Here is a 12,267-nt window from a genome sequence, read left to right on the forward strand (position 1 = left end):
ACAACAGCGGTTGCTCCCAAGGCGAGCAGCCGCCGCCTGCTTTACACAGGGTCCAAAGGCAGGCGGCGGCCGTCCCCGGGAGGAGGATGCTGGCTCTACTGCACCAGCCGGCAGACAACGGCTTGCTCAGCCGTTATTCCGGTGTTCATATGGACCCTGCCGCGGCCGATCGCTCGCGGCTGAAGCTGACTTATCGGTAAAGCCCCAGCCTTCATGGGCGAACACCTCGCGGACGAGAACCTGCCAGCTGTCGGGATCGGTCGCCGTCAAAAGCGCTCCAGTGCGTTTGGTCGCGTCGTAGGCCGAGCCATCAAGGCAGGCCACGTAGGCGCCGGCCTCGGTCGCAATCAGCGTGCCAGCGAGATGATCCCATGGCGTCAGGCGGTCGAGCATCACGAAGTGGCCGTGGCCACTGGCAAAGGCGCGATACATGTGCGCCGCGCAGCGATGACTTGAGAACATCCTTGGTTTCGCAAGTTTTGCCAGAATGTCAGGCTTGACCGCTGCGGGGAGAAAATCCGTAGAGACATAACCTGTCATCTCCGCCAACGGCGCTGGTGTCGAGACCTGCAGCCGTCGTTCGGTGCCATCTGCTCGGATGAGGAACGCGCCGCCGCCCTGTTCTGTCATAACCCAGTCGTCACTCATCGGATCATAGATGACGCCGGCAATCGCTTTACCGTGCCGCACGATGGCCGCCATAACGCCGAAGAGCGGCATGCCCGCCACGAAATTCGCCGTTCCGTCGAGAGGATCAACAACGACAGCTAGCTCCTCGTGGTCAAGTCGATCCAACAGCGCGGGGTCCTTCGACGCGCTCTCCTCGCCCACGAACAGCGCGTTCGGCAACATGCGTGCAATCTCCTGGGCGAGAAAGCGCTCGGCAGCTTCGTCAGCTGCCGTCACAAGATCCGTCGCATCCGATTTGGTACGGACGTCGAGGTCCCTCACCTGCTGGAACCTTGGGAGGATTTCTCGCCAGGCGGCCTGACGAAGCTTGTCACCAAGTTCTCGAAGATCGAATTCCACGAAGTCCTCACTTTCTGCGACGATGAACGGGCCTTAAACGGATGCCCTGGTCCTCACTGTGGCTGCCTGATGTGACGCGATGTAGGCGCGCAACTTTTCCATTTCGTCTGTCTGGACAGCGGAAAACCCGGCCCTCAGCAACCGGCCCCAGATCGCATCGGGATTTTTGACCGCAGCGGTATCGGTGAAGCCCGGAGAGGCGACGCCATCCAGCGTGTTGACCCACAAGGTAATGCTGGCGTCGTGGAAACGCTGCCTGATCGCCTCGACCTCCGCGATGTCCTTGAACGAGACTTCGCAGATCAGCGGCTTCAATCGGAAGACAAGCTCCACTTGTTCGTCGGCGTCATCGTGCTCCAGATGCGTGCGAGCAATAAAGGGGGCGCCCTTCGAGGTGATATTCTCCTTGATCCAGACAAGGTCGTCCTCGGTCTTGAGATCCGCCCAGAAGTCCACTTGCTGGTCGACACCCATTTTCTGGGCATAGGCCAGGACCTCTGGAATGACGTGCCGGTGCTTGATGTCCAGATGAATGAGGATTTTGTCGCGGGTGAGCTCGAACACATCGAGAAGACTGGGAAGCTTCTCGTCGGTTAAGGCATTGTCCGACCCACCGTCGCGGTTGCGTAGCGCAGTCGACGTCAGTTCCTGGAGTGTAAGCTGCTCGGGTTCGCTGCTGAGGCCAGCCATGCGCTCCAACGTGTCGTCGTGCAGCAGCACGAACTCACCATCGGCGGTACGACGTACATCGATCTCCACAACGTCATACCCCGCGTCGATTGCTCGTTGGATCGAAAGAAGGCTGTTCTCCGGAGCATCCTGCCAGACGCCGCGATGTGCGACGATCGCGCACTGACGATCCGGATCGGTCATGTAGTCGAAATAGTTCATTTCATTACCTTAGTTGTGGCAGCGAACGCACCTGGGATTGCCTTTCCGGTTACGGCGTCGAAGAGGTGCAGCTTCAGTAGGGGACATGTGAGGAGCAGCACATTCCTGTCGGGCGCTTGGGATCCAAAGGGGGTCGTTATGCGCACGGTGGTGCCGGAAAGATCAGCTGCAAGGATAGAATGTGAGCCCAGGTCTTCGCGGTATCGAACATGGGCCTTTACGGCTGAGGCGTTGCCAGCCGTGTCAAACAGGACATCCTCGGGTCGTATGCCCAACTGGAATTTTCCTTTGAGATCGCAATCGGCGACAGGCTGGCCGTCAGATAGACGAAGCACCGATCCGTCACCGGTGACCGGCAGGATATTCATCGGCGGTGAGCCGATGAACCTTGCCACAAAGATCGAAGCCGGCCTGTGATAAATCGCCTTTGGCGTATCGTATTGCTCTACCTCACCCTTGTTGAGGATGAGGATCCTGTCGGCCAGCGTCATCGCCTCGACCTGATCATGGGTGACGAACACTGTCGTCGCGCCGATCCTTTTGTGCAGATCGGCTAGTTCGATGCGCGTGTCGTGCCGCAATTGCGCATCGAGGTTGGACAGGGGCTCATCGAACAGCAGAACAGCTGGTTCACGGACGATCGCCCGCCCGATCGCCACCCGCTGGCGCTGCCCGCCGGAGAGTTGGCCAGGCTTGCGATCCAGATAATCAGTCAGGCCGAGCATCTTCGCGACGACATCGACGCGGACACGTCGTTCGCCCTTCGTCAGACCGGCGATCTTCAAGCTGTAGGCGATATTGTCGAACACGGTCATGTGCGGATAGAGCGCATAGTTCTGGAAAACCATGGCACAGCCGCGTTCCCTCGGCTCCAGATCCTGTACCTCCCGGTCACCAATGACGATCTTGCCGCCGCTCACCCTTTCGAGACCGGCGATCATCTGCATCAACGTGGACTTGCCGCAACCGGAGGGGCCAAGAACGACCGTGAACTCTCCTGCCCTGAACTCGACATCGAGCTTCGGGATGATGGATACGGACCCGTAGGATTTGCTCACTCCGTCGAGCCTGATATTGGCTGCCGCGATGTGGATCGCGGGATCGATGGCGTTCATTGTCATTTCTCCGATAGAACGAGGCCCTGGACGAGATACCGTTGCAAAAGAGCGATCATCGTCAGAGGCACAATGGATACGAGGATGGCGCCAGCCATGATGAGGGGGTAGTCGGGTACGGACGCTTCATCTGGTACAAGCCGCGCCAGACCGACCACGGCTGTCTGCATCTCGGCCGTTGAGGAGGCGACCAGCGGCCACAAATACCCTGTCCATCCACTCAGGAAGCTGAGCACGAACAGCGAGGCAAATGTGGTCCGCGACAGGGGTAGCAGGATGTCAAGCAGGAACCGGATCGGTCCAGCGCCGTCCATCCGCGCCGCTTTGAACAGATCCTTTGGTAAGGTCAGGAAGAACTGTCGAAATAGGAAAGTCCCCATCCCATGCGCAAGCAGCGGCACGACAAGCCCGACATGCGTATTAAGAATGCTCCATTCCGCATGGAACGGTGCGCCAAACAGGCCTGCGATCACGTCGTTCAACCCCGTCACATCAAGCAGCGCGTTCAGTGGCGAGAACACGTTCGATGCGACCTGGTAGGTCGTAACGAACCGCATATCGAGTGGCAGGATCACGGTCGCGAGGATAAACGCGAAGACGACACTCGCCCAGCGCACCCGGAAGTAGACGATCGCGTAGGCTGACATGAAGGACAGGACGCAGTTCGCAACCGCATTGCCCGTGGCGACGATCAGGCTGTTGATCATCTGCAACGGGATCGATGTTTCAGTGAAGATCCGCTTCATGTTGACGAGAAGCTCACTGCCGAATGACCACATGAGGCCATTTTGCAGCATGAACTCGTATGAGTGTGTGGCTGTCGTCAACGTCAGAAAAAGCGGGACGACGATGTACGCGATGCCGACTATCAGGATCAGGCTTGCGACGATGTTGATGGAACGTGCGTTCTCAACCATGACTTACCGCTCGTAGTTGATGCGACGGCCGAGCAGCGCAAACTGCAGAGCGGCGACGAGGATGAAAAAGACCATGAGGATCGCGGTCTGGGTGGACGCGCCGGACAGATCGTAGCTGGCAAAGCCGTCCTGATAGATTTTGTAGACGAGAAGCGTTGTCGCGCCGCCGGGGCCACCCTTGGTCATCGTGTCGATGAGCGCGAAGGCAGAAGTCACGCTTTCCGTAAACTCCAGCACAAGCGTCAGGAAAAGCTGCGGCATAATCAACGGCAACTGAACATCGAGGATGCGGCGCCAAGGGCCTGCCCCATCCATGGCCGCTGCCTGAATGATCGTATGCGGGACGGCACGTAGGCCAGCAAGCAGGATCACGAAGTTGAATGGAATGTTGCTCCAGACATGCGCGGTGATGAGTGTGATAAAGGCGTCAAGCCCGTCGAAACCGGGCTGCCATTGGCCCGGAAACAACTCATTCAGTGGTGCGAGTAACCCGAGGAATGGGTTGAAGATGAAAGAGAAGACCAGCCCGATGGAGACACCGGCGATGCCTTTCGGCCAGATCAGAACATTTCTTGCTGGAAGCGACATGCGGATCGCGCGGTCGGCGGCGATCGCGAGGATCAGTGGGACGAGGACCGCAAGCGATGAAGCCGTCGCCATGAAGATCAACGTGCGCCAACTGGCTTTCCAGAATTCCGGATCTGACAATACGCGGGCAAAATTGTCCCAGCCGACGAATTCCGAACCGCCGCCGAACGGGCGCTCCAGAAAGAACGACCAGTAGAACGCCTGGAAAACCGGCGCATAGAAAAACAGAACGACCAGCAACAGAAGTGGCGCAACGAATAGCATCGGCAGCCATCGATGCCGGAACATGGTGGATTCAAGAAACATGATAGCCCCCGATTTTGTGGGAACGGTGCGAGGCCATGGAAACCCCGCACCATAAATTGCGATCAGGGTAGTTGTACGCCCTTGTAGGTCTGCTGGAAGCGACGCAGCAGTTCGTCGCCACGCTTCTTGGCATTGTCGAGGGCGACCTGCATGGTCTGCTGACCGGCAAACGCCTTCTGGGTTTCCTCCGTCCAGATCTGCCGGAACTGGATATAGGAGCCGAGACGGATGCCGCGCGTGTCCGGCGTCGCCGGCTTGCTCATTGACTCGATGCCAACAGCCGCAGTGGCGTATTTCGGGGACTTTGCGTCAGGGCTCTTGGCAATGGCGTCGAGGACGTCGTTGGTAACAGGCACGTAACCGGTCGCTGCGACGAAGGACATCTGCTGGGCAGGCTGGCGCAGGAAATTGAGGAAAGCCTTGGCACCCTCAATCTCTGCCTTGTCATGACCCTTCATGATGTAGAGCGAGGCACCGCCGACCAGTGTGTTGTGGCGCTCCTGGCCCTGATACATCGGCGCCATTCCGACGGTGATGTCGTATTTGCCCTCAAACGCCTTGGTAAAGGTTGAGTACGAACCTGAAGACGCTTCGATCATCGCACATTCGCCCGAGCTGAACGCGGCGACGAGGTTGCCGCCCTTGGTATCTGGATTCAGGCGAACAAGGCCATCATTGCGCCAGGCCACGAGGTTGGTCAGGTGCTTGGCCGCCAACGTCGTGTTGAAGACGTACTCGGCATCCAGGCCATCATAACCATTGTGCTTGCTGGCGATCGGCAGACCGTGGCGAGCCGAGAACTGTTCGAAGACAATCCATGGCTCTGCATTGGTGACGAAGGGGCAGGTGCTGCCGGCAGCCTTCATCTTGCGCGCCGCATCCATCACCTCTTCCCAGGTTTCCGGGGTCTTCGTGACGCCAGCTTTTTCGAGCTCAGTCTTGTTCGTATAGAACAGCAGCGTCGAGGCGTTGTAGGGCTGGGCGAAGAGCTTGCCCTTTGTCGTCTCGTAATAGGCGCGAGCGCCGGCGATGTAGCTATCCCATTTCACGTCGGGCAGGACGTCCTGAACTGGCTCGACGGCACCAGACAGCATCATATCGAGCGTGCCCGCATCAAGCACCTGTAGCAGGACCGGCGAATTCTTTGCACGGTAGGCTGCAATCGCCTTCTGCATCAGGACTTCGTAGCTGCCCTGTCCGACGCAATTGACCTTGTGTTCGCTTTGTGCGGTGTTGAACGCGTCGCACTGGGCCCGGATGGCCACTTCGACAGGTCCGATATTGCCGTACCAGAAGTCGATGTTGGCGGCATTCGCGGACGCAGCGCTGCTGAGAAGCACGGCTGTCGCGGCTAGGGTGGATAGTTTCATGATGCCCTCCTGTTGGAACGTCACCGAGCCCTCCTCGGCAAGTTATGGCGACGTCTTAGTTACTCAGATAGGGTAACAATAATATGACAAAGTGCAAGAGCTTGATGCAGGAAAAAATGCAAGCTATGGGTCGATCAGCGAAAACATCCAGTCCTGGTACTCAGCGTTGGTGGAAATGAGGAGGAAAATTGATGGGATATTCGCCGGATAAATTGATCTCTCCGCGTTTCTTTCGGCCGACCGACGATGCGGTTGCGACGCCCAATGAGCGAACCCTATTACGGGTCATATGGCGCAACCCGGGGGTTTCGCGAACGGAATTGACCGGTCTTACGGATCTGGCGCAGCAGACGATCCACCGGCTGCTCGACCAGTTGGCCGAGCGCGGCATCATCAACCTCGGCTCCCCCAAGGCCGGTCTTGGCAAGGGACAGCCGAGCCCGGTACTGACACTTGAAAGCCGGTTTGCCTGGTCTTGCGGCATGTCCGTGAACACCGACGTCATTGACGTATGCCTCATGGATTTCGGCGGAAAAGTGCTTGCCGAGACGAATGTGCAATTGCGCGAGCGCACCGTTGCCCAGGCGTTGGAGCGCGTTCGCGACTGGGTCCGCGAGCAGCAGGTCGCTCTCTCGCTTCCAGACGAACAATTCTTCGGCGTCGGGCTGGGGATTGCGGGTTTCCATGTCAGCGGTACAAGCTTCAACGCATCCCTACCTCTGCACGCATGGTCGCTGATCGAGCTCGGACCTTTGTTGACCAGCTACTTCGAACGACCGGTTTGGGCGCTCAACGGTGGAAAAACCGGTACAGTGGCGGAATCTATGTTTGGCGTCGGACGGTACATCAAGGACTTTGCCTATCTCAGCTTCAACTACGGTTTTGGCGGTGGCCTGATCTGGAATGGCGAGCTGCTGCATGGTGGCAACGGCAATGCCGGCGAATTTTCGCAGATGTATGATGATGAAGAAGTGAACCGGCGCCCTGCGCTTGAGCTCGTTATGGAGAAGCTTAGAGCGCATGGTGTCGACGTGCCGTCGATCACCTACCTGCGCAAACACTTCGATCCGAAATGGCCGGGAGTGCAGGAGTGGCTCGATGAGGTTACCCCCGCCTACAATCGCTTGGTCAATGCGATCTGGGCGGTCTACGACCCGCAGGCGATAGTCTTCGGCGGTCAGATCCCGCCAACGCTCGCGGAAATGATGATCGAGCGGACGCACCTGTTCGGCAAGCCGCGCTACGGCGTCTGGCGTGCAACCCCGAAGTTGATCGTCTCGGAGATCAAACCGGATGCCGCTGCCATGGGGGCAGCGGCAACGCCGTTTAAGCTGACGTTTTTCTGAGCTACATGTCTACGGCATCTGCCCCTGTTGTAGCCGAAGTGATTGTACGTTCACAGACTCTCGAACAGAGTGCGGATGTTTCGACATAACCCATTCTCAACAATGTAGAGTGAGCAAGCAAGTTTCTATCGGAAGACCGGTTCATCTAAATCGGATGAGCGATAGAGACGATGCGGGCATTGATGCGTATAAAGTCTGCACGATGTCCAAGTGCAGTGAACTGGTGCGCAAACTGAACTGAGACCCATCTTCCCTCCAGTTTTCTGGAGAGCCTTGGGTTTTCTTGCTCTGGACCAAACTTCGGACCGCTGGGAACTAGAGTTTTCAGGCTCTGATCACGATGGGGGGCTGGTTGGGCCACCGGGATTATGCAGGTCAATCGGGACGTTATCTCCGATCGCCGAGTAAGGGCGTTCCTCGTTATAGTATCGACGCCAAGTCTCCAACTTTTCGCGGGAATCCGCAAGGGTCAGGAACCAATGAGCGTTCAGGCACTCCGACCGCAGCTTACTGTTGGAGGCCTCGATGAGGCCGTTGTCAGTCGGTTTACCAGGTCGTGAGAAGTCCAGGGTGACATTGTTGGCATAGGCCCACAGGTCGAGGTCTCGGGAGATGACCTTGCTGCCGTTATTCATCCTGATCTTCTTCGGATAGCCAGTCTTTCGGCAGATGCCTTCCAATGTCTGGACGACATCCTCGCCGCGATAGGTGCAGCGAGCGTCGGCGGCCGGGCAGTAGCGCGAGTGCGTGTCAACCACGGTCAGGATGCGCAACTTTTTGCCGGTTGCGAGTTGGTCGTTAACGAAGTCCCCTTCTCGGCGTTTGCCAGCAAACGCCTGCCAAAGCAGGGCATTGCCCAGACGTCGTTCGGCCCGACAGCCACATGTCGATCGTCTCTGAGCTTTGCCTCCACCCGGCGCTTAGGGTGCTTGTTGCGCAGCTGAAGGCCTAACTCGCTGTAAATCCTGCGTGTCTTCTTCATATTGATCTTCCAGCCATCACGGCGCAAATGCATATGAACACGGCGGTAGCCATACCGCACGCGTGTCTCACAAATCTCCTTGATGCGTCGTTCGAGTGGGGCTTGTCCGGTGCGGCGGGACTTGTAGTGGTATGTGGAGGTGTCGAACCTCAGGACCTTGCAGGCCCGTCGGATCGATATGCCCCAATCCACCAGCATCCCGTCGATCAGCTTGCGCTGCCGGACAGGCCTCAGAGCTTTCGGCGGATGACGTGCCTCGAAGCATCTCCCGGTCGAGCATCAGATCAGCGACAATCTTCTTCAGCCTGGAATTCTCATCTTCAAGAGCCTTCAATCGACGCATCTCGTCGGGCAGCAGACCCGCATACTTCTTGCGCCAATTGAAATAAGTCGCCTGGCTTATCCCAGCCTTCCGGCATATCTCGGCCACCGGCACGCCGTCGTCACCCTGCTTCAAAATGAACGCCTTCTGGGCGTCCGAGAACTTCGATGCCTTCATACTTCCGCTCCTTTTCCCAGCCGGGAAATTACCGCGGAAAACTCGAGTTATGAACGGTCCAGTTTTTGCGGATCAGAGCAGGGGCCGCAGCAACACCGTTTAAGCTGACGTCTTCGCTTCCTCTGTCACCTGTGCGGCCGATTGGGGTGCCGTTACCCCTTCACGCTTCCTGCCGCCATTCCCCTTACTACAGTGCCCTGTACGAGTGTCCCAAGGACAATCATAGGCAGCATGATCAGCGTTGCCGCGGCCGTCAGCGTGCCCCACTCGATCCCTTGGAAGGTCAGGAAGGACGTGATGGTGACGGGCAGCGTCTGCGTATTGCGGCCGCTGAGCACCAGCGCGATGAAGAACTCGTTCCAGGTGAAGAGCACGCAGAGGATAAAGGTGGCCACCAGACCGCCGCGAACAACGGGAAGAACGATGTGCCAGAACACACGCAGTTCATCTGCCCCGTCCATCAGCCCCGCCTCGCGCATCTCCTTCGGCACCTCCTCGAAGAAGGTGACGAGCAGGGAGATAGCAAAGGGGATATTGATGAACGCGTAGATCGCGATCAACAGACCGTGGGAGTTGAGCAGACCCAGGCGCATGGAGACATAGTAGGTTGGGATGACGAACAGGATGGCCGGCGCGACGCGAAGGGACAGCACGAAACCTTCGAGCGATTGACGGCGGGCTTGCGACTGCTGGACGATGCCGTAGGCTGCAAACGAGGCCACCGCGATGGCCAGCCCGCTGGCCGAGATCGAAATGATCATGCTGTTGGCGAAACCCTTGAGGAAAACGGGGTTGCTTAGGATCTTGCCGTAGTTTTCGAGCGTCGGCGCAAACAGCCAGACCGGCGGCATGGCAAAGGCATCCCGCAGCGTCTTCAGCGACGTCGTGACGACCCAGTAGAGCGGAAAGAGCGTGACGAAGAGGATCAACGCGAGAACGAGATAAAAACAGATCTTTCTGAACATCAGCGGATCCCCTTGGGCATCGCAAAGCGATTGAGCACGAGCAGCGCGATGTTCGTGACGATGGTCAAGAAGAGGGCGATCGTCATGGCGTAGGAAATGTCGAAATTGGTGAAGGCGACGGTGTAGCCGTAGAGGTTCTGCGTCTCGGTCGACAGCGCCGGCCCGCCCTTCGTCATGATGTAGAAGAGGTCGAAAGCCTTGACGCTGTCGATTGCGCGGATGAGGGCCGCGACGCCCAATGTGCGGCGAAGCATGGGTAGAATAATGTGCCAGATGACGCGGATTTCGCTGGCGCCATCCATGCGCGCAGCCTCCACCAGATCTTTCGGGATCGTCTCGAGCGTTGCCATCGCAAGCAGGACGACGAAGGGTGTCCATTGCCAGATATCGGCGATCAGCACGGCGTAAAGCGCGATCTGTGGATTGCCGAGCCAGTCAATGGGCGCCAGGCCTACGAGCGAAAGCCAATAGTTGATCATTCCGGATTGCGCGTTGAAAAGAAAGCGCCATGTCAGGCCGGCGATGACAGGTGTCATGATCATGGGCACAAGGATCACGGCGCGCACGATCTTCTTGCCCGGAAAGTCCTGGTCGAGAAACATGGCGATCGCGATGCCGAGGATGACCTCGATCGACGTTGCAAGAAGCACGAACAGCGCGGTCCTCCCGAGCGCCTGAAGGCCCCGCCAGTCCGTTGCCAGGCGCGTGAAGTTCGCCAGACCCACGAACTGCGTGCCTTTGGTGCTCATCAGCGAGATGTTGTGCAGGCAGAGCCAGATGGCATAAAAAAGAAGAGCGCCTGAGGCGAGAGCGAGAAAGCCAATCACCGGTCGGTAGAAATGGCGTGTCGGATTTTGGGAGATCTGCATATTGTGCCTCATTCTGTCTGAATGCCCCGTCGCGCTCGGGAGGGTTCGCGACGGGGCCGCCCTGCCCTAGCGTGCCAGGGCCGCGTTGTTCAGGTCATTGGCTTCCTTCAGAGCGTCGGCAGCGCTGGTCGTTCCGGCGATGACCTTCGAGACGGCAATCCCGGCATTGTTCACAAGCTCGTTCGCCTGCGGCACGGTCGGGATATATTGCGGATTGCCGTTGCCAAGCGATTCAATCATGGCTTCCTTGAAAGCACCGTAGCGCGTGTTGAAGGCCGCGCTATCCATTGCGGCAAGCGACGTCACACCGGAATTCGGATCCGTCTCGAGCGAATGAATCTGTTGCTGCTTTGACGTGGCCCAGGAGGTGAAGAGCCAAGCCGCTTCCTTCTGCTGCGAATCCGAGGAGACATGAAGATTGAACACCGCGAGGGACGAGGAGCCGCCCTTCGGCTTGTCCGTTTGCATGGGCACCGGCGCGTAACCGACCTTTCCAACGATCGTGGATATGGCTGGGTCCTCGTTGAACGCGCCGTTGACGGTGGCATCCAGCGTCATCGCCGCCTTGCCCTGCTGGAACAGGAGGCGGTTCTCCTCCCAGCCCATGTTAGCAACGCCGACAGGGCCATACTCGCGCAGCACATGCGCGAATGTCTCCAGCGACTTGATCGCTTCCGGAGTATCGAGCGCGGACTTGCCGTCCTCGGTCAGGAACGAGCCACCCATGCCCCAGAGGTAGGAGGCCCAGATGTAAACGCCTTGGATCCCCTGCTGGCCGCGCATGGTGATGCCGACGATCTCGCCATTCGACTTTTCTTTCACCGTTTTTGCCGCGGCTTCGATCTCGTCGAATGTCTTGGGTACGGCGATACCGTATAGTTCAAACAGATCCTTGCGGTACATTAGGAAGGAGCTCTCGCCGAACAGCGGCACGCCATAGAGCTGACCCTGCACGACGTTCGGCTTCAGGTAGCTGGGGACGAAATCCGTCTTGTCGTAGAACTGGCCATATTTCGCCGCAAGCTCGTCCAGCGGTGCGATGTACTTCGCGCCGACAAAGCCATGAACATGGATCGAGCTCGCTTCCACGACGTCATAGCGTCCGGACCCCGCCGAAAACTCTAGCATCATCTTTGGCACGGAGTCTGCTTCCGGCACGATTTCGAGATCGACATCGATCCCAGTGGCGGCCGTGAAATCGGGCAGGGCCTTGCGCACTGCGTCGGTTGTTGGGTGACCTACCATGAGCACGGACAGGCGCTGGCCGGAGAACGGTTTCTCCTGCGCCAAGACAGGATTGATCCCGGCAATCAAAGCCGCAAGGGCTGAAATGCTGATGAAAACGCTCTTCGACAGAGAGCCTGCGTAAGACATGTCACTTCCTCCATTT

Annotated in this window: 10 protein-coding genes and 1 pseudogene; 1 reads left to right on the plus strand and 10 read right to left on the minus strand. The window is 58.2% G+C overall.

Annotated features, from left to right (window positions below):
* Positions 1–126: 126 nt before the first annotated feature.
* From IFT59_RS20795 to IFT59_RS20820, 6 genes are all read right to left on the minus strand, one after another.
* Positions 127–1,029, minus strand: a complete 903-nt coding sequence (locus IFT59_RS20795) for an inositol monophosphatase (protein WP_192088168.1) — start codon at positions 1,027–1,029, stop codon at positions 127–129.
* 33 nt (positions 1,030–1,062) lie between these two features.
* Positions 1,063–1,920, minus strand: coding sequence for a glycerophosphodiester phosphodiesterase family protein (locus IFT59_RS20800; RefSeq protein WP_192088169.1), 858 nt, complete (start codon positions 1,918–1,920; stop codon positions 1,063–1,065).
* The gene (locus IFT59_RS20805; RefSeq protein WP_192088170.1) at positions 1,917–3,035 is read right to left on the minus strand and encodes an ABC transporter ATP-binding protein; all 1,119 of its coding nucleotides are present in this window, start codon (positions 3,033–3,035) and stop codon (positions 1,917–1,919) included. Before IFT59_RS20805 ends, IFT59_RS20800 begins: the two co-directional genes overlap by 4 nt.
* A 2-nt stretch (positions 3,036–3,037) precedes the next feature.
* On the minus strand, positions 3,038–3,952 hold the full coding sequence (locus tag IFT59_RS20810; RefSeq protein ID WP_192088171.1) for a carbohydrate ABC transporter permease: 915 nt from the start codon (positions 3,950–3,952) through the stop codon (positions 3,038–3,040).
* 3 nt (positions 3,953–3,955) lie between these two features.
* A complete protein-coding gene (locus IFT59_RS20815) occupies positions 3,956–4,846 on the minus strand; it encodes a carbohydrate ABC transporter permease (protein ID WP_192088172.1) in 891 nt (296 codons plus the stop codon).
* A 62-nt stretch (positions 4,847–4,908) separates the two neighbouring features.
* Positions 4,909–6,216, minus strand: a complete 1,308-nt coding sequence (locus IFT59_RS20820; protein WP_192088173.1) for an extracellular solute-binding protein — start codon at positions 6,214–6,216, stop codon at positions 4,909–4,911.
* 191 nt (positions 6,217–6,407) lie between these two features.
* Here IFT59_RS20820 and IFT59_RS20825 point away from each other — a divergent pair, with 191 nt between their 5' ends.
* A complete protein-coding gene (locus tag IFT59_RS20825) occupies positions 6,408–7,562 on the plus strand; it encodes an ROK family transcriptional regulator (protein WP_192088174.1) in 1,155 nt (384 codons plus the stop codon).
* A 335-nt stretch (positions 7,563–7,897) separates the two neighbouring features.
* Here the strand turns inward: IFT59_RS20825 and IFT59_RS20830 are convergent.
* From IFT59_RS20830 to IFT59_RS20845, 4 genes and pseudogenes are all read right to left on the minus strand, one after another.
* A pseudogene (locus IFT59_RS20830) lies at positions 7,898–9,043 on the minus strand (IS3 family transposase).
* 152 nt (positions 9,044–9,195) lie between these two features.
* On the minus strand, positions 9,196–10,008 hold the full coding sequence (locus tag IFT59_RS20835) for a carbohydrate ABC transporter permease (RefSeq protein WP_192088175.1): 813 nt from the start codon (positions 10,006–10,008) through the stop codon (positions 9,196–9,198).
* Positions 10,008–10,877, minus strand: coding sequence for a carbohydrate ABC transporter permease (locus tag IFT59_RS20840; protein ID WP_197978186.1), 870 nt, complete (start codon positions 10,875–10,877; stop codon positions 10,008–10,010). Before IFT59_RS20840 ends, IFT59_RS20835 begins: the two co-directional genes overlap by 1 nt.
* A gap of 66 nt (positions 10,878–10,943) precedes the next feature.
* Positions 10,944–12,251, minus strand: coding sequence for an ABC transporter substrate-binding protein (locus tag IFT59_RS20845; protein ID WP_192088176.1), 1,308 nt, complete (start codon positions 12,249–12,251; stop codon positions 10,944–10,946).
* Between the last annotated feature and the right edge of the window lie 16 nt (positions 12,252–12,267).

The sequence above is a fragment of the Rhizobium sp. CFBP 8752 genome, assembly GCF_014842035.1.
Taxonomy (GTDB): domain Bacteria; phylum Pseudomonadota; class Alphaproteobacteria; order Rhizobiales; family Rhizobiaceae; genus Neorhizobium; species Neorhizobium soli.

Bases quoted from the DNA above. Each gene is read 5' to 3' on its own strand.
- IFT59_RS20815 (WP_192088172.1), bottom strand. From the start codon at position 4,846: ATGTTTCTTGAATCCACCATGTTCCGGCATCGATGGCTGCCGATGCTA.
- IFT59_RS20840 (WP_197978186.1), bottom strand. From the start codon at position 10,877: ATGCAGATCTCCCAAAATCCGACACGCCATTTCTACCGACCGGTGATT.
- IFT59_RS20845 (WP_192088176.1), bottom strand. From the start codon at position 12,251: ATGTCTTACGCAGGCTCTCTGTCGAAGAGCGTTTTCATCAGCATTTCA.
- IFT59_RS20835 (WP_192088175.1), bottom strand. From the start codon at position 10,008: ATGTTCAGAAAGATCTGTTTTTATCTCGTTCTCGCGTTGATCCTCTTC.
- IFT59_RS20810 (WP_192088171.1), bottom strand. From the start codon at position 3,952: ATGGTTGAGAACGCACGTTCCATCAACATCGTCGCAAGCCTGATCCTG.
- IFT59_RS20805 (WP_192088170.1), bottom strand. From the start codon at position 3,035: ATGAACGCCATCGATCCCGCGATCCACATCGCGGCAGCCAATATCAGG.
- IFT59_RS20825 (WP_192088174.1), top strand. From the start codon at position 6,408: ATGGGATATTCGCCGGATAAATTGATCTCTCCGCGTTTCTTTCGGCCG.
- IFT59_RS20800 (WP_192088169.1), bottom strand. From the start codon at position 1,920: ATGAACTATTTCGACTACATGACCGATCCGGATCGTCAGTGCGCGATC.
- IFT59_RS20820 (WP_192088173.1), bottom strand. From the start codon at position 6,216: ATGAAACTATCCACCCTAGCCGCGACAGCCGTGCTTCTCAGCAGCGCT.